The sequence below is a fragment of the Micromonospora olivasterospora genome (assembly GCF_007830265.1).
In the GTDB taxonomy this organism is placed as follows: Bacteria; Actinomycetota; Actinomycetes; order Mycobacteriales; family Micromonosporaceae; genus Micromonospora; species Micromonospora olivasterospora.
This window is the reverse complement of record NZ_VLKE01000001.1, coordinates 5,486,852-5,506,441: the sequence shown is the minus strand read 5'-3', so window position 1 is coordinate 5,506,441 and position 19,590 is coordinate 5,486,852. Positions and strand designations below refer to the sequence as shown.

General features: G+C 73.0%; 20 protein-coding genes, 1 pseudogene and 2 riboswitches. Of the genes and pseudogenes, 7 read left to right on the top strand and 14 right to left on the bottom strand.

The genetic code is table 11. The features are described from left to right. Nucleotides 1-7: 7 nt before the first annotated feature. From hypF to JD77_RS25255, 5 genes are read right to left on the bottom strand one after another with little or no spacing between them, the layout of a single operon-like run. On the bottom strand, nucleotides 8-2,293 hold the full coding sequence (gene hypF / locus JD77_RS25275) for a carbamoyltransferase HypF (RefSeq protein WP_211372666.1): 2,286 nt from the start codon (nucleotides 2,291-2,293) through the stop codon (nucleotides 8-10). A 6-nt stretch (nucleotides 2,294-2,299) separates the two neighbouring features. Continuing rightward, nucleotides 2,300-2,965, bottom strand: a complete 666-nt coding sequence (locus JD77_RS25270; RefSeq protein ID WP_145776461.1) for a D-sedoheptulose-7-phosphate isomerase — start codon at nucleotides 2,963-2,965, stop codon at nucleotides 2,300-2,302. Then, complete coding sequence (locus JD77_RS25265) at nucleotides 2,962-3,171, bottom strand: HypC/HybG/HupF family hydrogenase formation chaperone (protein ID WP_145776460.1); 210 nt, start codon at nucleotides 3,169-3,171, stop codon at nucleotides 2,962-2,964. The genes JD77_RS25270 and JD77_RS25265 overlap by 4 nt, the downstream gene beginning before the upstream one ends. Further along, the gene (locus JD77_RS25260) at nucleotides 3,168-3,794 is read right to left on the bottom strand and encodes a D-sedoheptulose-7-phosphate isomerase (protein ID WP_211372665.1); all 627 of its coding nucleotides are present in this window, start codon (nucleotides 3,792-3,794) and stop codon (nucleotides 3,168-3,170) included. Before JD77_RS25260 ends, JD77_RS25265 begins: the two co-directional genes overlap by 4 nt. Further along, the gene (locus tag JD77_RS25255) at nucleotides 3,791-4,168 is read right to left on the bottom strand and encodes a helix-turn-helix transcriptional regulator (protein WP_145776459.1); all 378 of its coding nucleotides are present in this window, start codon (nucleotides 4,166-4,168) and stop codon (nucleotides 3,791-3,793) included. Before JD77_RS25255 ends, JD77_RS25260 begins: the two co-directional genes overlap by 4 nt. A gap of 228 nt (nucleotides 4,169-4,396) precedes the next feature. Here JD77_RS25255 and msrB point away from each other — a divergent pair, with 228 nt between their 5' ends. Then, nucleotides 4,397-4,864: a peptide-methionine (R)-S-oxide reductase MsrB gene (gene msrB, locus JD77_RS25250; protein WP_145776458.1), complete on the top strand. Its 468-nt coding sequence runs from the start codon at nucleotides 4,397-4,399 to the stop codon at nucleotides 4,862-4,864. Nucleotides 4,865-4,879: 15 nt separating this feature from the next. Here the strand turns inward: msrB and JD77_RS25245 are convergent, their stop codons facing one another. Further along, nucleotides 4,880-5,296, bottom strand: coding sequence for a nuclear transport factor 2 family protein (locus tag JD77_RS25245; RefSeq protein ID WP_145776457.1), 417 nt, complete (start codon nucleotides 5,294-5,296; stop codon nucleotides 4,880-4,882). Nucleotides 5,297-5,536: 240 nt separating this feature from the next. On the opposite strand from JD77_RS25245, the gene JD77_RS25240 reads away from it, so the two are divergent. The 3 genes from JD77_RS25240 (at nucleotide 5,537) to JD77_RS25230 (ending at nucleotide 8,449) form a co-directional block, all read left to right on the top strand. Continuing rightward, on the top strand, nucleotides 5,537-6,157 hold the full coding sequence (locus JD77_RS25240) for a cyclase family protein (RefSeq protein WP_246140930.1): 621 nt from the start codon (nucleotides 5,537-5,539) through the stop codon (nucleotides 6,155-6,157). A 169-nt stretch (nucleotides 6,158-6,326) separates the two neighbouring features. Next, entirely contained in the window at nucleotides 6,327-6,986 is a 660-nt protein-coding gene (locus JD77_RS25235) for a DUF6766 family protein (RefSeq protein ID WP_145776456.1), read from the top strand. Nucleotides 6,987-7,360: 374 nt separating this feature from the next. Continuing rightward, nucleotides 7,361-8,449 (top strand): trypsin-like serine peptidase, encoded by a 1,089-nt coding sequence (locus tag JD77_RS25230; RefSeq protein WP_145776455.1) that lies wholly within the window; start codon nucleotides 7,361-7,363, stop codon nucleotides 8,447-8,449. 152 nt (nucleotides 8,450-8,601) lie between these two features. Here the strand turns inward: JD77_RS25230 and JD77_RS25225 are convergent, their stop codons facing one another. The 3 genes from JD77_RS25225 to JD77_RS25210 form a co-directional block, all read right to left on the bottom strand. Then, the gene (locus tag JD77_RS25225; RefSeq protein ID WP_145777769.1) at nucleotides 8,602-8,967 is read right to left on the bottom strand and encodes a hypothetical protein; all 366 of its coding nucleotides are present in this window, start codon (nucleotides 8,965-8,967) and stop codon (nucleotides 8,602-8,604) included. Nucleotides 8,968-9,288: 321 nt separating this feature from the next. Further along, a riboswitch (cobalamin riboswitch) is annotated at nucleotides 9,289-9,472 on the bottom strand. A 204-nt stretch (nucleotides 9,473-9,676) separates the two neighbouring features. Continuing rightward, nucleotides 9,677-11,479 (bottom strand): gamma-glutamyltransferase, encoded by a 1,803-nt coding sequence (gene ggt / locus JD77_RS25215; protein WP_145776454.1) that lies wholly within the window; start codon nucleotides 11,477-11,479, stop codon nucleotides 9,677-9,679. 401 nt (nucleotides 11,480-11,880) lie between these two features. Beyond that, nucleotides 11,881-12,132 carry a hypothetical protein gene (locus JD77_RS25210; RefSeq protein ID WP_145776453.1) on the bottom strand — a complete coding sequence of 84 codons (252 nt, stop codon included), beginning with the start codon at nucleotides 12,130-12,132 and terminating at the stop codon, nucleotides 11,881-11,883. Between the two features lie 501 nt (nucleotides 12,133-12,633). Between JD77_RS25210 and JD77_RS25205 the strand changes: the two genes are divergently transcribed. Together JD77_RS25205 and JD77_RS25200 are read left to right on the top strand one after the other, a co-directional pair. After that, complete coding sequence (locus JD77_RS25205) at nucleotides 12,634-12,867, top strand: PLL family lectin (protein WP_484213889.1); 234 nt, start codon at nucleotides 12,634-12,636, stop codon at nucleotides 12,865-12,867. 144 nt (nucleotides 12,868-13,011) lie between these two features. Continuing rightward, complete coding sequence (locus tag JD77_RS25200; protein ID WP_145776451.1) at nucleotides 13,012-13,512, top strand: hemerythrin domain-containing protein; 501 nt, start codon at nucleotides 13,012-13,014, stop codon at nucleotides 13,510-13,512. 81 nt (nucleotides 13,513-13,593) lie between these two features. Here JD77_RS25200 and JD77_RS25195 read toward each other — a convergent pair whose 3' ends face one another. Further along, entirely contained in the window at nucleotides 13,594-14,436 is an 843-nt protein-coding gene (locus JD77_RS25195) for a metallophosphoesterase family protein (RefSeq protein WP_145776450.1), read from the bottom strand. 87 nt (nucleotides 14,437-14,523) lie between these two features. Continuing rightward, nucleotides 14,524-14,613: riboswitch (ZMP/ZTP riboswitch) on the top strand. A 21-nt stretch (nucleotides 14,614-14,634) separates the two neighbouring features. Here JD77_RS25195 and JD77_RS25190 point away from each other — a divergent pair. Beyond that, nucleotides 14,635-16,074: a glycine hydroxymethyltransferase gene (locus JD77_RS25190; RefSeq protein ID WP_145776449.1), complete on the top strand. Its 1,440-nt coding sequence runs from the start codon at nucleotides 14,635-14,637 to the stop codon at nucleotides 16,072-16,074. A 135-nt stretch (nucleotides 16,075-16,209) separates the two neighbouring features. Here the strand turns inward: JD77_RS25190 and JD77_RS35250 are convergent, their stop codons facing one another. The 4 genes and pseudogenes from JD77_RS35250 to JD77_RS25175 form a co-directional block, all read right to left on the bottom strand. After that, nucleotides 16,210-17,088: an FGGY-family carbohydrate kinase gene (locus tag JD77_RS35250; protein WP_342799664.1), complete on the bottom strand. Its 879-nt coding sequence runs from the start codon at nucleotides 17,086-17,088 to the stop codon at nucleotides 16,210-16,212. Next, on the bottom strand, nucleotides 16,995-17,888 hold the full coding sequence (locus JD77_RS35245) for a hypothetical protein (protein ID WP_342799663.1): 894 nt from the start codon (nucleotides 17,886-17,888) through the stop codon (nucleotides 16,995-16,997). The genes JD77_RS35250 and JD77_RS35245 overlap by 94 nt, the downstream gene beginning before the upstream one ends. A gap of 73 nt (nucleotides 17,889-17,961) precedes the next feature. Next, nucleotides 17,962-18,219, bottom strand: a complete 258-nt coding sequence (locus JD77_RS25180; protein ID WP_145776448.1) for a hypothetical protein — start codon at nucleotides 18,217-18,219, stop codon at nucleotides 17,962-17,964. Between the two features lie 69 nt (nucleotides 18,220-18,288). After that, nucleotides 18,289-19,579: pseudogene (locus JD77_RS25175) on the bottom strand (aminotransferase-like domain-containing protein); the annotation flags it as partial. Nucleotides 19,580-19,590 lie beyond the last annotated feature (11 nt).

Below are 19,590 nucleotides of genomic sequence, written 5' to 3'. Positions count from 1 at the left end.
GCGGCGCTCAGCCGGACCCGTCCGTTCGGTGGCGCGCGGCGGCCACCACGGCCTGGCCGAGGGAGATGCCGCCGTCGTTGGGCGGCACCCGCGAGTGCACGAGCACCCGGAACCCCTCGCCCTCCAGCCCGCGGACCACCCGGTCGAGCAGCAGCACGTTCTGGAACACGCCGCCCGACAGCGCGACGTCGGTCAGGCCCGTGGCCTCCCGGACGGCCTCCGCCGCGCGTACCACGGCGTCGGCCAGGCCGTCGTGGAAGCGGGCGGCGATCCGGCCCGGGTCCACGCCGGCGCGCAGGTCGTCGACCACGCACCGGACCAGTTGGCGTCCGGCGTCGGCCAGCGGGACCGGCCCGGACGCGTCGACGCGGTAGCCGCCGCGCTCGTCGGGGCGGGCCCGCTGCTCCAGGGCGACCGCGGCCTGCCCCTCGTACGTGACGCGGTCGCGCAGGCCGAGGATCGCCGAGACGGCGTCGAACAACCGGCCCACGCTCGACGTGCGCGGCGAGTTCGTCCCGCTCCGCGCGAGCGCCACCACCGCCGGCCAGCGCCGCTCGTTGCGCCGCGCCACCGCCAGGTCGGGCACCGCGTCGCCGTAGACCTCGTCGAGGTACGCCGCCGCCATCCGCCACGGCTCGCGTACCGCCGCGGCCCCGCCCGGCATGGGCACCGCGTCCAGGTGGCCGACCCGCTCGTACCCGGTCAGGTCGGCGGCGAGCAGCTCGCCTCCCCAGAGGGTGCCGTCCTCGCCGTACCCGAGGCCGTCGAAGGCGACGCCGATCACGGGGCCGGGCTCGCCGTTGTCGGCCAGGCAGGAGGCGATGTGGGCGTGGTGGTGCTGCACGCCGACGAGGTCGACGTCGTCGCGGTGCAGGGCGTACTTCGTCGACAGGTACTCCGGGTGCAGGTCGTGGGCGACGACCTGCGGCCGGACGTCGAACAGCCGGCTGAGGTGCGCGATGCCGTCGGTGAACGCGCGCAGCGTCTCGTAGTTCTCCAGGTCGCCGACGTGGTGCGAGACGAACGCCCGCCGCCCCTTGGCCAGGCAGAAGGTGTTCTTCAGCTCGGCGCCGCAGGCCAGCACCGGCCGGTCGAACGGCCACGGCAGGGTCAGCGGCGCGGGCACGTAGCCCCGGGACCGCCGCACCGGCAGCTCGCGGCCCCGGAACAGGCGTACCACGGAGTCGTCGGTGCGGACGTGGATCCGCCGGTCGTGGGTCAGGAAGCCGTCGGCGATGCCCGCCAGCCGCTCCCGGGCGTCGTCGTCGCGGTGGGCGATCGGTTCGTCGGAGGCGTTGCCGCTGGTCAGCACCATCGGCACGCCGAGCCGGCCGGCCAGCAGATGGTGCAGCGGCGTGTAGGGCAGCAGGACGCCGAGGTCCCGGTTGTCCGGCGCCACCGACGCGGCGACCCGGGCGTCGGGGCGGCGCGGCAGCAGCACGACGGGGCGACGGGCGCCGGTGAGCACCGGCACCGCCTCGGGCGACACGTCCACCAGGGCGCGCGCCGCCGGGAGGTCGGCGGCCAGCACAGCGAACGGCTTCTCCTCGCGGCGCTTACGGGAGCGCAGCGCCGCCACGGCGGGTTCGTCGTCGGCGCGGGTGGCCAGGTGGTAGCCGCCCAGCCCCTTGACCGCGACGATCCGGCCGTCGCGCAGCCACCGTACGGCGACGTCGAGGGGATCGCCGGGCACGGCATAACCGTCGGCGGTGACGAGCCGCAGCGTCGGGCCGCAGGCCGGGCAGCACACGGGCTCGGCGTGGAACCGCCGGTCGCCGGGGTCGGCGTACTCGGCGGCGCAGCCGGCGCAGAGCGGGAACGCGGCCATGGTGGTGGCGCGGCGGTCGTACGGGACGTCGGTGACGATGGTGAACCGCGGGCCGCAGTTGGTGCAGTTCGTGAACGGGTAGCCGTGGCGCCGGTCGGTCGGGTCGGACAGTTCCGCGAGGCAGTCGGGGCAGGTGGCGGTGTCCGGGGAGATCAGGACGTCCCGGCCGGCGCCGGTGACGCTGGCGACGATGGCGAAGCCGGGCTGTCCCGTCGGCGCGACGGTCTCGGTGCTGACCCGTTCCACCTGGGCCAGTGCCGGCGCGCGGCGGCTGAGGTCCGCCACGAAGGCGGCGAGCCTGTCGCCGTCGCCCTCGACCTCGACGAAGACGCCGCCGGTGTCGTTGCCGACGAAGCCCGCCAGGTCGTACCGGGTGGCCAGCGCGTGGACGAACGGCCGGAAGCCGACCCCCTGCACGATCCCCTCGACGCGGACGTGGATCCGCTCCACGGCGACCGGGCCCACGGCCGGTCAGAGCTCGCCGGCCAGGGCCTGCTGGGTGAGTTCCCACAGCACGTGGTAGACCGTCGTCTGCGCCTCCTGCACCCGGTGCACCGACGCGGACGGCACCACGAACAGGTGGTCGACGGCCTCGGACTCCGCCATCGGGCCGCCGTCGTACCCGGCGATCCCGACGGTGAGCATGCCCCGCCGGGCCGCCTCGGCGAACGCCCGCAGGACGTTCGCCGAGCCCCCGCTCGTGGACAACCCGACCGCGATGTCCCCGGCGCGGCCGAACGCCGCCACCTGCCGGGCGAAGACCACGTCGAAGCCCACGTCGTTGGAGAGCGCGGTGATCAGCGCGACGTCCTGGGTGAGCGAGACGGCCGGCAACGGGCGGGCGGCCCCGGGCGGGTGCAGGAACAGCTGCGCGAGATCCTGGGCGTCGGTGCTGCTCCCGCCGTTGCCGAACGCGTACAGCCGGCCGCCGGCCCGGAAGGCGGCGGCGCACCGATGGGCGCACTCGACCAGCCGCTGCCCGTGCGCGGCGACCAGGGACTCGCGGAGGGCCACGATCTCCGCGGTTTTCTCCGCGGTGGACGCCGCCACGGCGGCGAGAACGGCGTCCAGGTCGGTCGGGCGGTCGTCGAGGAACGGGTAGAGCGCCCCGAGCGCGCCGCCGACGGGGGCGCTCACCGGCTGCTCCCCACCACGGCGATGGCCTCCTTGGCGTGCACCAGCACGACGTCGCCCGGGGCCGCGTCGACCAGTGCGACGCTGACCTCCTCCGGGCCGGCGTCCGTGTCGACCACCGCCAGGCCGTCGGCCGTCAGCTCCCGGACCCGTACGGCCACCGCGGCGTCGGAGCAGGTGACGCAGACGTCGTCGTGGCAGGAGGTCACCGGCTCGCCTCCCGTTCCAGGAGACCCGGCTGTGCGAAGAACACGTGCACCAGCTCCCACAGGATGTGATAGGTCGTCATGTGCACCTCCTTGACGATGCCCGGGTCGTCGGACCGGGCGATGACGACATGGTCGGCCAGGCCGTCGCGGGCGATCTCGCCGCCGTCGCCGCCGAGGAGCCCGACGGTGAGCAGATCGAGGTGGCGGGCCGTCTCCAGCCCTCGGCGTACGTTGGCGCACCGGCCGTCGGCCGACAGCCCGAGCGCGATGTCCTGCGGGGCGGCGAGCAGCCGCAGCTGCGCGGCGAACACCTCGTCGAAGCCGTCGGCCCGGGCGATCCCGGTGAGGGTGGCGGCGTCGTTCGTCAGCGAGATCGCCGGCAGCGCCCGCTTGCCCACGACGACCGGGTGGACGAACTCGACCACGACGTGCTGGGCGTCTGTCGCCGGTCCGCCGTTGCCGAAGACGATCAGCCTGCCGCCGCGGTGGAAGCGTACGGCCATCTCGTAGCAGGCCCGCGCGATCCGCGGCGCGTCGGCGGCGAGCGCCCGCCCGGGGACGAGACGGCGGGCGAACGCGTGGTCCACCGCGGGGAACGCCGAGGGTCGCATGGTCGCGGTCAACTCCGGATCGTGGCGTACGGGTCGGCGGGGACGCGGCGGGCCCGGTCGAAGGCGTCCGCCGAGCGCCGTAGGCAGGCGTCGATGACCTGGTTGAGCTGCGCCAGCTCGACGAACCACGAGCGCAGGTCGCCGCGGCCCTTCGCCGTCAGCCGGTAGCAGCGGCGCGCGGGCCCCGCCCCCGCGGTCTCCCACGCAGAGCTCACCGACCGGTCGCGCTCCAGGCCGCGCAGCACCCGGTAGACGTGGCCGGGTTCCACGTCGGACACCCCCATCGCGTCGAGACGCTCGATCAGGTCGTACCCGTGCCCGGGCCGCTCGAAGATCAGCAGCAGGAGGAGCGGATGGAGCAGGCCACGCAGCTCACGCCCGTGCATGTCGATCCCTCCCCCGCGTCGAGCCGCCGTTGCCCCACGTAGCTAAGCATAGTTTGCCCGTTAATGTCCCAACAGTTCCGGATTGCCGGTTCGGGATGCGGTGGCCGGACGACACGCACGGGCATGCCGAAATCGCGGTTACCGCGCCGCGGCACGGGTAGGCACCGGTGACACGTCTGTGAGGGCGAGGTGATCGTCGTGTCGGCGAGCCGTTCGAGAGGTACGAGGGTGTCACAGGAGTACCGCAGGAGCCCCGAGGCGGTTTCCAGGCTGTCGCCGGAGCAGCACCGGGTGACTCAGGAGGCCGGAACGGAGCCGGCCTTCGACAACGCCTACTGGGACAACGAGGAGCCCGGCATCTACGTCGACATCGTGTCCGGTGAGCCCCTCTTCGCCTCCGTCGACAAGTACGACAGCGGTACCGGATGGCCGACCTTCACCAGGCCGATCGAGCCGGAGAACGTCGTCGAGGTCCCGGACTCCAGCCTCGGCATCGTCCGCACCGAGGTCCGGTCGGCGCACGGGAACAGCCACCTCGGGCATGTGTTCGACGACGGGCCCCCGGAGACCGGCGGCCTGCGCTACTGCATGAACTCGGCCGCGCTCCGGTTCGTTCCCCGCGACGACCTCGAACACGAGGGCTACGGCGAGTACCGCGACGTGTTCGAGCGGCCGCAGGGGCGGCCCAGGCGGTGAGCGACCGGTGCTCTGTCAGCCGGCCGGCTGGATCTTCCAGAGGTCGTCGAACGCGCGGCTGTCGAAGAGGGCCTTGCCGTCGACCACCCTGCCGTCGCGAAGGGTCAGAAACCAGGCGTACGTGTTCTCGTACGGGGTGCCGGCCAGGGTGATCCCCCTGCCGTCGAACAGGGTGACGACGGTGTTCGCCTCGGCGTCCTCGTAGATCGCCCGCCTGTTCACCGGCCGGTACGGGCTGTCCGGCCTGAACCGCGCGTTGAAGGGCCCCAGCGCCTTGGTGATGAACTCGTCAGCGCTGTGGTACGTGCCGGCAACCACCGACTCCCCGACCACCTCCCACCGCATCTCGGGGGCGAAGATGTCGGAGATCGCGCCGGTGCCGGCGGACCAGTCCGCGAAGGCGCGCGTGACGATGTCCCGGTTCGTCGTCATGACGGCACCACCTCTCTGGGGCGCGCGGGCCCGGCGGCCGAATCGCTCGACGGATCGACCGCTCGTGTGGACGGGGTCTCGCCCGCCACTGTATTCGCGGGTCGGGACGGTCGAGGTCAAGTCGCGGGAACCGGGGGCGAACCCACCCCACAGCGCTACAGGTGCCCCAGCACCACAGGCGCGCGGTCGACGACGACGTGCCCGTGCGCCGCCGACATCGACATGCCGGGTGCCGAGGACATGCCGCTGCCCGGATTCCGCAACGACCGGCGCTGGGGCTTCTCGTCCGAGCGGCTCGGCATCACGTTCCACGGCAACACCCTCACCCACGTCGACTCCCCGTGCCACATCTTCTGGGACGGCACCATGTACAACGGGCGGTCGCACTCGCTGGTCGACGCCGCAACGGGATCGGCGTGGGCGGCCGTCACGGCGGCGGCGAACGGGATCGTCACGCGTGGCGTCCTGCTGGACGTCGCGAGGGTCCGCGACGTGCCGTGGTTGGAACCGGGGCAGGGTGTGTTTCCCGAGGATCTCGAGGAGGCCGAGCGTCGCCAGGGTGTGCGGGTGCGGTCCGGCGATGCGGTGCTCCTGCGGACCGGCTATGGCCGCGTCCGGCACGAGGCCGGTGCGGCCAGCGGTTTCACGCAGGCCGGCTGGCACGCGTCCTGCCTGCCGTGGCTGCGTGAACGGGAGGTCGCGCTGATCGGCGCCGACACGCCCCGGGAGGTTCAGCCGTCGGGGTACGAGGACGTGTTGATGCCGGTTCACGCCGTGAGCCTCGTTGCGATGGGTCTGTGGCTGCTCGACAACTGCGACCTAACGTCCGGCAGCCCGGTCAACCCGATCGCCACATTCTGACCGCGGGACTCGCCGGACAGCCCCCTCCCGAGACCACCTCGCCGTTGCCCGTTCCGACGCCCACGGAGCTATCCCGCGCCGCCGCCGGAGGTCCGATCGTCGCGTTGTTTCGCCCGGGCGGCGACTGGGCACTTTCCGCAGGTCAACATGCCGCGGTCGGGAGGTCTGTATGCGCCGGTGGCTTCGTGAGCACGCACTGTCGGTCGCCACACTCAGCGCGTTCACGATCTTCTGGCTCCTGCAGAGCGTGTTCGGTTGGCAGGTGCACAACGAGGAGTTGGCCCAGTACGGCCAGCACGCCCTGTCGTACCTCGGGTACCTGCACAGCGGGCACTTCGTGGAGGCGACGTTCGAGAACTGGGAGTCGGAGTTCCTCCAGATGGGCGGGTACGTGCTGCTCACCGCCTACCTGGTGCAGAAGGGCTCGTCGGAGTCCAAGCCGGTGGGCCAGGGCGACCGGCCCGAGGACCGGGCCGAGAACGCCACCGCGGAGTCGCCGCGGCCCGTGCACGTCGGCGGGCTGGCGTTGCGGGTCTACCGCAACAGCCTCTCCGTCGCCCTGCTGATGATCTTCGCGGGGTCGTTCCTCGGGCACCTGTTCGGTGGGGTGGCGGCCTACAACGAGGAGCAGATGCTGCAGAGCGGGGCGCCGCCGATCAGCGCCTGGCAGTTCCTGGGCACCAGCGACTTCTGGTTCCAGTCGATGCAGAACTGGCAGAGCGAGTTCCTCGCCGTCGCCGCGCTGATCCTGCTCAGCATCGTCCTGCGCCAGCACGGCTCGCCGGAGTCGAAGCCGGTGACCGCGTCGCACGCGACCACGGGGGCCTGAGGCGCCGAGAGCCGGCGGTGGTCCGCCGCCCGGCTGGAGCCTGGCGCCGGCCGCGGCACCGCCATCACGGCGAGGGTGAGCCCGGCGGCGCGCTACCCGTAATCAGCTTTCGACGGGCGAGCGGCGCCGCAGCCCCGCCGAAAAGCGTCTCCGCGGGATTTGCGCGATCGTTTGTGACATTCCCACGAGGCCACCTTCACTTAGTGGCAATCCGACACTCAAACACCCATTTACCAAGGTCGATACATAAAGCCGGCCTTCGGTGACTTGGTTACATTTCCCTTTATCTGACTAATTGAGCTCGAAGTAATGTCGATCAATGGGTCTGATGCCGTAACTTCGTCCTCTCCATCCACTACCCGAGAGGTAGGAACATGTCCTCGAGACTGCTACGCGGCCTGGCCGCCGTCGCGGTGATGACCGCGGCGACGTTCACCGCCGCGAGCACCGCCGGCGCCGCCCCCGCCACCCTCGCCGGCTCGACCAGCTCCGTCATCGGCAGCGCCGCGCAACTCAGCCCGGACGTAGCCCGCACCGTCAAGGGCACCGACGCCGACGCCCGGCAGCGGGCCCTCACGGCGTACTGGACGTCGGACCGGATGAAGGCGGCCAAGCCGGACACCGAGATCCCCTCGGTGAAGGCGGCGCTCGCCAAGCGCGACCGCGCCCAGGACCAGTCGACGAACGCCACCCAGCCGCAGGGGCCGTCCGGCAGCGTGGCGCCGGTCGCCCCCGCGGTCACGCCGAAGGCGAGCGGGTCGACGGGCGACTCCTCCGGCGTGGGGACGCAGGCCTACTACCCTAACTACCCGGTCGGCCACCCGACGGCCCGCACCGCCGGTAAGGTCTTCTTCACCCTCAACGGCGGCAACTACGTCTGCTCGGGGACCATCGTGAACACCGAGGGCAGGTCCTCGGTGTGGACCGCGGCCCACTGCCTCACCGGCGGCGGGGTGTTCGCCAGCAACTGGGTCTTCGTCCCGAACTACAACAACGGCGCGGCCCCCTACGGCCAGTGGTCCGCCATCCAGCTCTGGTCCACCACGGCCTTCTACTACAACAACAACGACTTCGCCAACGACGTCGGCTCGGCCGTGATCGGCCGCGTCAACGGCTGGCGGATCTGCGACTACCTCGGCGGGCAGGGCATCGGCTGGAACTTCGCGATCGGCCAGTACGTCTACGCCTTCGGCTACCCGCAGGCGTCGCCGTTCAACGGCCAGCTGCTCACCGCGGAGAACGGCCCCACCTACAACGGCGGTGGCGGCACCATCTACATGGTCAACTACATGACCGGCGGCTCCTCCGGCGGCGGCTGGCTGATGCAGTTCGACGGCAACTGGGGTTACCTGAACGGCCACAACGACTTCAAGTACACCAACCTCCCGCAGTACATGTACTCGCCGTACTACGGCAACCAGGTGGCGAACCTGTACAACACCGTCCGTAACATCTCCGCCTAGCGGAACCCACGCCGCGCCGGGTCCGGTCACGGACCCGGCGCGGCTCTTTCCCGCCGCGGTCCGGCCGGCGTCCACAGCGTCGACGGGCCGCCGGCCGGCATGACGAAGGACGTCGCGGGCAGCCCGTGGTTCCGGGGCGTCGACGACGACGGTCAGACCGGGCTGCCGTCGGGCGAGCCGCCCCCGGCGGGGATCCCGGTGCCGACCAGCGACAGCTCCAGCACGGCGGGCAACGGCACGACACCCGGTCCCCCCGCGCGGACCCAGTCGGCGATGTCGTCGACCACCGCGTCGTCGAGGACCAGACCGAACCAGACCGGACGCGCCCCGACGCGCCGCGCGGCCCGGTTGGGCTGGACGACCACCAGGTTCGACTGCGCGCACAGGTCGAGGCAGGTGCTGACCCGGACCCGGTGCGGTGCCGGCAACGCGTCGCGCAGACGTCGCAGCTGCGCGTCGTGGTCGACGTACGGGTGTTTGCCCGCGCTGCCGCAGCAGCAGTCCCGGCACACCGTCACCAGGCAGCCTTCCGGCTCCGTCATGTGCGACTCCTCCTGCGCGCGCCGCGAGGCGGCGCCCGGTCTCTTGGCCCGTGGTGTGGGTGACCCCGCGGGCCACCAGCAGCACGTGCCGGTTCATGACGCGGGTGGGTGGTACGTGATGGTGGGCCGCCCCGTGACCGGGTGCGCCGCCACGTCGGCGCGGATCCCGTACACGTCGGCGAGCAGCCCGGAAATGAGGACCTCGCACGATGGACAGTGGCGCGGCAGCGCGCCGGAACAGGGTGGGCCGCATCGCGCGCTCGCGCATCGGGATCGCCTTCCAGCACCTCGTGGACGGGTCATCGCAGTGCCGTGGCCGGTTTCCTGGCTGACGGGAGGTGCGTCCGTGGCCGGCCTTCCCAGGTGTGCAAGGCACCCAGTGACCTCGTAGCGACGAGGGCCGCGGACTTCCCGATCACAGTGGCGAGGGCCGCGCCGGTTCCGCACCGGCTTCCCGAACACCACGGCAGCGCCACACTATCCGGTGATCCACCCCCCGCGCCACGGGGGAAACCGAAAGTCACTTGCCGCGCACGGTCGGCTCGCCGACAGTACGACGGACTCGTCCGCGGCAGTTCCACCCGCGTGGAACCCCCGGAAGCCACGGCCCCGGACACGCCGCGACGGTGGCGGACGCGGCGGCGACGGCCCAGGGGTGGCTGAGCCGTCGCCGCGGTCCCCACCGTCAGGGGCGCGCCCAGCGGCCGACCACGGCCGCCGCGCCGCCGCCCCGGCGTACCGGCTCGGCTGCGGCGAGCAGCCGGCCGCCGGCGAGGAACTCGATCCCGGTCGCGGCGCCGATCTCCGCGGTGGGAGAGAAGGCGTGCCCCGGCGGAAGGCCGCGGGCGTACTCGGCGACGAACGCCGGCTCGGCCTGGGTGCTGGCGCCGTTGCGCTGCGACGCCCGCGGCGCCGCCAGCGCCTCCGGCAGGCTCATGCCCAGGTCGATCCGGTTGACCAGCATCTGCAGCACCGTGGTGATGATCGTCGCGCCGCCGGGCGTGCCGACGGCCAGGAACGGCCGCCCGTCGGCCAGCACGATGGTGGGCGACATGGAGCTGCGCGGGCGCTTGCCGGGTGCGGGCAGGTTGGGGTCGGCCGCGCTGCCCTGGGTCGGCGCGAAGTTGAAGTCGGTCAGCTCGTTGTTGAGCAGGAATCCGCGACCGGGTACGACCATCCCGTTGCCGCCGGTCGCCTCGATGGTCAGCGTGTACTCCACCACGTTGCCCCACCGGTCTGCCACGGTCAGGTTGGTGGTGCTCTTGCGGTCGTCGCGGACGTCGGCGGCCGGCGCCGCCTGGCAGCCGCCGTAGGCGCCGTCGGGGACGCCGGGCGCGACCGGCTTGGGCAGCGCCGCGGAGGCGTCGACCAGGCAGGCGCGCTCCGCGGCGTACGCGTCGTCGAGCAGTTCGCGGAGCACACCCTGCCCCGTGTGGTCGCCGACGTACCGGTTGCGGTCGGCGAACGCCAGCGCGCTGGCCTCCAGGTAGTGGTGCATCGCCTGCGCCGGCGTCATCGAGCGCAGGTCGAACCGCTCGAGGATGTTGAGGGCCTCGCCGACGGCGGTGCCGCCGCTCGACGGGGTGGACATGCCGTACACCTCGAGGCCCCGGTATTCCGAGCGGGTCGGCTCCGGGAAGCGGGCGCGGTAGCCGGCGAGGTCGGCGGAGGTCATGCTGGCCGGGCGGACCGGGTATGGCCAGGACCCGGTCGGCCGCTCCGCCAGCGGCGGACGCTGCACGGTGGCCACCAGGTCGCGGCCGACCTCGCCCCGGTAGAACACGTCGGTGCCGCGCCTGGCGATGAGCCGGTACGTCTCCGCGAGGTCCGGGTTGCGGAAGGTGCTGCCGACCGCCGGCGGGCGCCCGCCGGGCAGGTACAGCTCGCTGGTCGAGCTGAACTGCCCGAACGCGGCCTGGTTCGCGGCGATCTGGCCGGCGAAGGTCTCGTCGACGGTGAAGCCGTCCTCGGCGACCCGGGCGGCGGGCGTGAGCAGCTGCGCGAGGGACCGCGTGCCCCAGCGGTCCAGCGCGTCCCGCCAGGTGAGCAGGGTGCCGGGGACGCCGACCGACAGTCCGCTGATCCGGGCCTCGTCGAACCGGTACGGCTGCCCGGTGGCCGGGTCGACGAAGGTCGTCTCGGTCATCGACGCCGGTGCCGCCTCGCGGCCGTCGATGGTGTGCACCCGCCGGGTCTTCGCGTCGTAGTACACGAGGAAGCCACCACCGCCGATGCCGGCCGAGAAGGGCTCGGTGACGCCGAGCGCCGCCGCAGCGGCGACCGCCGCGTCGACGGCGTTGCCGCCGCGCCGCAGCACGTCCAGCCCGACCGCCGTGGCGGTGGCGTCCACCGTGGCCACCGCTCCCCCGTACCCGACGGCTACCGGCTCCTTCGGCGGCTCGACCGGCTTCGCCTGGACAGGGGTGGCGGTTGCGGCCACGAGCGTGGCCAGAGCGATCGTCGTGGTGACGAGGGCGCGAAATCTCATGTGGCCTCCCGAGATCGACATGGGTGGACCTACTGCCTACTCCTACGGCCGGTCCTGCGCAACCCGAACGTGGAGTGCTTCGGCACACGCGAGAAGGGGCTCAGCCGGCGGCGCCACCGGGTGGGTGTGTACTCGGTGAGGAACCGCGGGATTGGCCGCTGCGGCTCGACATCGTCGCCGGTGACCGTCGAATCGGCGGATGAAATCCGGTCCCGAACGCACCCAATCTCCGGCCGGTCTGACCGGTGTGGACAGACGGGCCACCGGGCAACAATGCCGACCGCCCACGCCCACGCAGCGACGCAGCGGCCCGCCGGCCGCGGGCCCCGACCGGCGGCGGCGACGCCTGCGGGTGGTCGACGGCGGAACCGGACCGGTCGGTACTGCGGGTCAACTGCGGGTCAACTGCCGGTCAACCGGCGCGCCAGCGGCTCGGACAGCCGGATCGCCCCCTGCCAGGAGGCACGGGCGAGATCCAGGTCGCCGAGCGCCCGATGGGCCAGGCCGAGCACCACCTGGTAGGTGTCGGCCGCGTTGCGGTCCCCGAGCTGCTCGAACCGGCGTACCGCCGCGGCCAGGTTCGCCACCGCCGCCGCCGGCTGTCCCGCCGCCACCAGGGTCAGCCCCCAGCTCGGCGAGGACGTACGCCTCACCCTCGCGCATCCGGTGCTGCCGGACCAGCGTCAGGCACCGTTCGTGCTCCCGGATCGCCTCGTCGTGTCGTCCGATCGCGTGGAGGCAGCGCGCCTTCTGGTGCAGAAGCATCACCCGTGGCACGTGGGCGCCCGGCGGCAGGCTCCGGCCAGCCTCGCCGATCACCGCCAGCCCCTCCTCGCCCCGTCCCTGGGTCGCCAGACACTTGGCGAGGTTGATCCGAGCGCTCAACGCGCCCGCCGGGTGGCCGAGGCTCTCGAAGAGCGACAGCGCCGCCCGGTGCGCCTCGACAGCCTGCCGCGGGCTGGCGTCGCTGAAGCGCAGGAGCCCGATCAGGTCGAGGACGCGGGCCTCCGCAGCCCGGTCGCCGAGCGACCGGGCCAGCTCGCGGGCCGCCTCGAGGTGGTCGGCCGCCAGGTCGAAGTCGCTGCGCAGGACGGCGAGATGGCCGAGCTGCATCCGGGCGAGCAACTCGCCGAAGCCGTGTCCGTGCGGACTACGTGCAGGTCTTCGCCCGGGGTGCGGACAGCATGCTGCGCCACGTGTGGTGGGACGGCCGGGCCTGGAACAACGAGCCGCTCGCCAGCCCGCCTCTCGGCGGGGGCCCGGCCGCCATGGTCGACTTCGACGGCAGCATCCAGGTCTTCGCGGCCGGCACCGACCACTCGCTCCAGCACATCTGGTGGGACGGCGACGGCTGGAACGCCGAGCCCCTCGGCGGCGGAATCGCCTGAACGACGATCCGGGAGGACCGAACCACGGCGGTCGCATCCCACGCCCGACCGCCCCGGAGGCCGCCGCCCGTTCGGGTGACGACAGTTTCCGCTGCTCACCTCCCGGGTACCGGACGATCAACCAGTCAACCGAGGAGGTCACCGGTGTCCACCGATGCCATCGTGCTGCTCAAAGAGGACCACAAGGAGATTCGCCGCCTGTTCAAGGCCTTCCAGGCTGCCGAGGAGGGGCCGGCGGGCGAGCGGCGGAAGCTGGTCGGGCAGATCCTGGAGGCCCTGACGGTGCACACCTACCTGGAGAACGAGGTGATGTACCCGGAGGTCCGCCGGCTGCTGCCGGACCTGGAGGACGACATCCTGGAGTCGTACGAGGAGCACCACGTCGCCGACGTGCTCTGCGCCGAACTGGCCGCCATGGACGCCGAGGACGAGCACTTCACCGCCAAGACGACGGTGCTGATCGAGAACGTGCTGCACCACGTCGAGGAGGAGGAGCAGGAGTGGTTCCCGAAGGTGCGGGACGCGCTCGGCCGCAAGGAGTTGCAGGAGATCGGCGAGCGGATGATCGCGCTGCGTGAGAAGGCGCCGCGCAGCCCGAGCGACGCGAAGGCGATCAAGAAGGCGATGGACGCGGTGACGGCCTGAGCCGCGCACCGGCGTCCCCGATCTTGGACAGTTGTCGTTCGGCGTGAACGACAACTGTCCAAGATCGGGCGTAGGGGCAGGTCAGGGGGCGGGGAGGATGCGGCGGAGCTTGCCCGGTGGGGTTGGCCGGGGGCGCCACTCGCGCGGGTAGCCCACCGACACCTCCTCGAAGCGCACCCCGTCGTGCCGGGTGGTCCGGGGGATGTGCAGGTGGCCGTACACGACGGCCGTGGCGTCGTAGCGCAGGTGCCAGTCGGCGGTCTCCTCGGTGCCGCACCACTGCGCGAAGATCGGGTAGCGCAGGATGCGGGTCGGCTCGCGCAGCAGCGGCCAGTGGTTGACCAGCACCGTCGGCAGGTCCGGCTCCCGGGCGTCGAGCCGGCGGGCGGTCTCGGCGACCCGGGCCGCGCACCACGCCTGCCGGCTCGGGTACGGGTCGGGATGCAGCAGGAACTCGTCGGTGCAGACGATCCCGGTCCGGTACGCCTCGGCGAGGGCCGCGTCGCGGGTGTCGAGGCCCTCGGGCCGCCAGCTGTAGTCGTACAGCAGGAACAGCGGCGCGACCAGCGCGGGCCCGCCGGGGCCCCGCCAGATCGGGTACGGGTCCTCCGGGGTGACCACCCCCAGGCTGCGGCAGAGGTCGACGAGGTGCCGGTAGCGGGCCTCGCCACGCAGCGTGACCGGGTCGGCCGGGGGCGTCCAGAGCTCGTGGTTGCCCGGCACCCAGACGACCTTGGCGAAGCGCCGGCTGAGCAGGCCCAGCGCCCACTCGATGTCCTCGACGGTGTCGCCCACGTCGCCCGCGACCAGCAGCCAGTCGCCCGGCGAGCCGGGCCGCAGGCCCTCGACGATCGCGCGGTTCTCCGCGTACGCGACGTGCAGGTCGCTGATCGCGAGCAGCGCCCCGTCCTCCCCCACGATCATCAGCCGATCTTAGGGGAAGCGCCGCGCCCGACGGGAGACGCGGTGGCGGAGGTCGACCGGGGGCGGCGGGACCGACCGGGTACGATCGGCGCGGGCCGTGACTGGCGCGTGAGGATGGAGAACCATCGGGGAGCGGCCCCGTCACGAGGACACTTGCCGAGCGCCTGGGCCTTCCACCGCACCACAGTAGGAGGTCGCATGTCGTCGCCGAGCACCGAGTCCACCGCCTTCCGCAGCGCCATCGAGGTGATCCGCGGCGTCGAGCCGCGGGTCGCCGACGCGATCCGCGCGGAGCTGGCCGATCAGCGGGAGTCGCTGAAGCTGATCGCCAGCGAGAACTACGCCTCCCCCGCCACGCTCCTGGCGATGGGCAACTGGTTCAGTGACAAGTACGCCGAGGGCACGGTCGGCCGCCGCTTCTACGCGGGCTGCCAGAACGTGGACACCGTCGAGGCGCTGGCCGCCGAGCACGCCCGTGAGCTGTTCGGCGCCGCGCACGCGTACGCGCAGCCGCACTCCGGCATCGACGCCAACCTGGTGGCGTTCTGGGCGATCCTGGCCGACCGGGTCGAGGCGCCCGCGCTGAGGAAGGCGCAGGTGCGGCAGGTCAACGAGCTGACCGAGGCGGACTGGTTCGCCCTGCGCCGGGAGCTGGGCAACCAGCGGATGCTGGGCATGTCGCTGGACGCGGGCGGCCACCTCACCCACGGCTTCCGCCCGAACATCTCCGGCAAGATGTTCGACCAGCGCAGCTACGGCACCGACCCGGCGACGGGGCTGGTCGACTACGACAAGGTCGCCGAGGCGGCGCGGGAGTTCAAGCCCCTGATCCTGGTCGCCGGCTACTCGGCGTACCCGCGGAAGGTCAACTTCCGGATCATGCGGGAGATCGCCGACTCGGTCGGCGCGACCTTCATGGTCGACATGGCGCACTTCGCCGGCCTGGTGGCGGGCAAGGTCTTCACCGGCGACTTCGACCCGGTGCCGCACGCGCACATCGTCACCACCACCACCCACAAGTCGCTGCGCGGCCCGCGCGGCGGCCTGGTGCTGTGCGGCCCGGAGCTGGCCGACCAGGTCGACCGGGGCTGCCCGATGGTGCTCGGCGGCCCGCTGCCGCACGTGATGGCCGCCAAGGCCGTCGCGCTGGCCGAGGCCCGCCGCCCCGACTTCGCCGACTACGCCCAGCGGGTGGTCGACAACGCCCAGGCGCTCGCCGAGGGGCTGCTGCGTCGGGGCGCGAAGCTGGTCACCGGCGGCACCGACAACCACCTGGTGCTCATCGACGTCTCCGGGTACGGCCTGACGGGCCGGCAGGCCGAGCAGGCGCTGCTCGACTCGGGCATCGTGACCAACCGCAACGCGGTCCCGCAGGACCCGAACGGCGCCTGGTACACCTCCGGCATCCGGATCGGCACCCCCGCGCTGACCACCCGGGGCCTGGGCACCGCCGAGATGGACGCCACGGCCGAGCTGATCCACACCGTGCTCACCCAGACGACGCCGGGCGCGAACGCCGACGGCACCCCGTCGAAGGCGAAGTACGTGCTCGACCCGGCGCTGGCCGACAAGATCAGCCGCCAGGCCGCGGACCTGCTGGCCAGTTTCCCCCTCTACCCGTCGGTCGACCTGGCCTGACGTCGCCTCTCTCCCGCCGCCCCGCCCCGCCCCGCCCGCCCGGCGCGGGGCGGCGCCGCTCCGTGGCACCCTCGGCACCGGTGATCAAGAGGTTTGTGTCATCTCGGCGCCGAGATCCTGACGCAAACCTCTTGATCATCCAGAATCGGGCGACGGGCGGGGTGGGGGCGTCAGCGGGTGCGGCGGGCGCGGAGGCGGTGCAGGACGGCCGTGCCGCCCGGCCGAAGTGGTCGTGCAGCTCCCGGTACTCGGCGTACAGGTCGTCGTACGCCACGCGGCGGGCCGGGTCCGGGTGGTACGTCTCCCGGTGCCGCGCGCCCATCGCCTCCGACGCGGTCGGCACGTCCGGGTACGCCCCGGCGGCCACCGCCGCGTGGACGGCCGCCCGAGCGCGGCCGGCTGGTCGGAGTCGACCACGTGCAGCGGGCGGCCGATCACGTCGGCGTAGATCCGCATGAGCAGCCGGTTGCGGGTGAGCCCGCCGGCGACGGTCAGCTCGTCGACCCGGATCCCGGCGGCCTCGAACGCGGCGACCACGGTGCGGGCGCCGAACGCGGTGGCCTCCAGCAGCGCCCGCCAGATGTCCTCCGGCCGGGTGGCCAGGGTCAGCCCGAGCAGCACCCCGCTCAGCTCGTGGTCCATCAGCACCGACCGGTTGCCGCTGTGCCAGTCCAGGGCGAGCAGGCCGTGCCCGCCGACGGGTTGGTCGGCGGCGAGGGAGTCGAGCAGGTCGTAGGGGCTGATGCCGCGCTCCCGGGCCCGCTGCGCGTAGGACGCGGGCAGGGCGTTGTCGACGTACCAGGCGAAGATGTCGCCGACGCCGCTCTGCCCGGCCTCGTAGCCCCACGCGCCGGTGGTCACCCCGCCGTCGACCGCCCCGCACACCCCCGGCACGTCCCGGTACGCCTCCGCGTTCATGATCAGGCAGGTGGAGGTGCCGAGCACGGCGAGCATCCGGCCCGGGGCGACGGAGCGGGCCGCGGCGGCGGTGACGTGGGCGTCGATGGTGCCCACGCCGACGGCGGTGCCGGGGCGCAGGCCGGTCCAGCCGGCGGCCTCGGGGTGAGCCCGCCGGCCCGCCCGCCGACCGGGGCGAGCGGGCCGCCGAGGCGGGCCAGCAGGCCGTCGAGGCGGGGGTGCAGGGCGCGGAGGAACTCCGCCGACGGGTACGCCCCGTCCTGCCGCAGCGCCTTGTAGCCGGCGGCCGAGACGTTGCGGGTCTCCCGGCCGCAGAGCTGCCAGACGATCCAGTCGGCCGCCTCGATCCAGCGCCCCGCCCGGTCGAAGGCCGCCGGGTCCTCCTCCAGCGCCTGGAGGGCCTTGGCGGGCAGCCACTCGGCGGAGACCCGGCCGCCGTAGCGGGGCAGCCACGGCTCGCCGTGCTCGGCGGCCAGGGCGTTGATCCGGTCGGCCTGCCGCTGGGCCGCGTGGTGCTTCCACAGCTTCGGGTACGCGTGCGGGCGGTCGCGCAGCTCCGGCAGCTCGCACAGCGGCGTGCCGTCGGCCAGGGTGGGCAGCACGGTGCAGGACGTGGCGTCCACGGCGATGCCGATCACGTCGGCCGGGTCGACGCGGGCGTCGCGCAGCGCGGCGGGCACGGCGACGCGCAGCACGTCGCGGTAGTCGTCGGGGTGCTGCAACGCCCAGTCCGGCGGCAGCGCCGGCCCGCCGGGCAGCCGTTCGGTGATCACCCCGTGCCGGTACGGGTGCACGGCGCCGCCGCGCTCCCGGCCGTCGGCGACGTCCACGACCACGGCCCGGCCGGAGAGGGTGCCGAAGTCGATCCCGACGACGTGACGGGGCCGCTCCCCCATCGCTCCTCCTCCCACCGCCCGCGACGGCGCCGGCGGTGGGAGGACGGTAACAGCGCGCGGGGAGCGGCCGGGGTCAGGGCCGGTTGAGCGGGCGCTTCAGGTGGTAGCGGTGCACCTCGGTGCTGCCCTGGACGTTGTTGACGTCCTCGGCCGCCGAGACCAGCTCCCAGCCGTCCCGGCCGACCCGGTTGAGGTGCGCGATCGCCGTGTCGCCGTACGCGGTGACGTCGCTGCGGGTGCCGTCGGGGGCGTACCAGACGAACGAAACGTGGAAACTGCGTCCCTGACCCTGATAGCGGCGGACCAGCAGTGCGTACTCCCAAGCGACCATGCGTCCATTATGGCCGGTACATGATCACGGCGGGGACACGGGTGGTGGCCGGCCGGCGACCGTGCGGCGTCAGGCCGGGGCCGCCGCGCGGGCCAGCTCGTCGGCGAGCAGCGCGGCCAGCCGGTCCAGCCCGACGTCGATCTGCTCGGGGGTGACGGCGCTGATCGACAGGCGCAGCGCGTTGACCGGCGCGGTGTCGTCGTAGAAGTGGGCCATCGGGGTCCACAGCACGCCGTACTGCCGCCCGGAGCGGCGCAGCAGCGCGTCGTCCACACCGAACGGCACGGTCACCACCGCGAAGAAGCCGCCGGCGGGGACGTTCCAGCGCACCGGCGAGGGCGCGGGGAACCGGCGCTCCAGGCCGGCGACGAGGTGCCGCAGGTTCCGCGCGTACGCGGCGCGCTCGCGCGCGTTGGCCTCGACCAGGCTGCACCCGTGGGCCAGCAGCGCGCCGCCGACTACTGCCTGCGCGATGGCGGAGGTGTTCACCGTGACCATGCTCTTGATCTTGGCGAGCTGGTCGGCGAGCGGCCCGACGGTGCCGTCGGTGGCGCGTACCCGCTGGTCGGCCACGACATAGCCGACCCGGGCCCCGGGCAGCACCGTCTTGGCGAACGAGCCGAGGTAGACCACCCGCCGGCGGGTGTCCAGCGCCTTGAGCGTCGGCGTCCGCCGCGCGCCGTCGGCGTGGAACAGCCCGTACGGGTTGTCCTCGATCAGCAACAGGTCCTCGTCGGCGGCGAGGTCGAGCAGCCGGCGGCGGTCCGCCAGGTCGATGCTCGCGCCGGAGGGGTTGGCGAAGTCCGGCATCACGTAGCAGCCCCTCGGCCCGCGCCCGGCGCACCTCGGCACGCAACGCCGCCAGGTCGACGCCGGTCGGCCCGCCGGCCACGGGCCGGACCGGCAGGTCGACCAGCCGGGCCGCGCCGGTCAGCCCGACGTACGTGGGTGCGACGGCGAGCAGCACGTCCCGGGGATCGGCGCGCAGCGCCCGCAGCACCAGGACCATCGCCTCCTGGCAGCCGACGGTCACCACGATCGACTCCGGGTCGACGGTGACCTGCTCGTCGACGGCGAGGTTGCGGGCGACCAGGTCGTGGATGATGCCCTTGGTGCGGCCGTACTGGAACAGGGTGCGGTGCACCTGGGCCGGGCTCTGCCCGAGGTCGTCGGCCAGATGCCGGCGGAACGTCTCCAGGTGGCGGTGCAGGTCGGCGACGTCGAAGAACTCCTCGTACGGCCGGCCGGCCGCCAGCGACACCGCGTCCGGGTAGTGCTGGGCCACCTCGTTGAGGAAGTTCATCGAGTTCAGCGCCGGGTCGTCGACCGCCGGGTGCAGGTCGGCGACGTGCAGGTCCACTTGTTCCACTG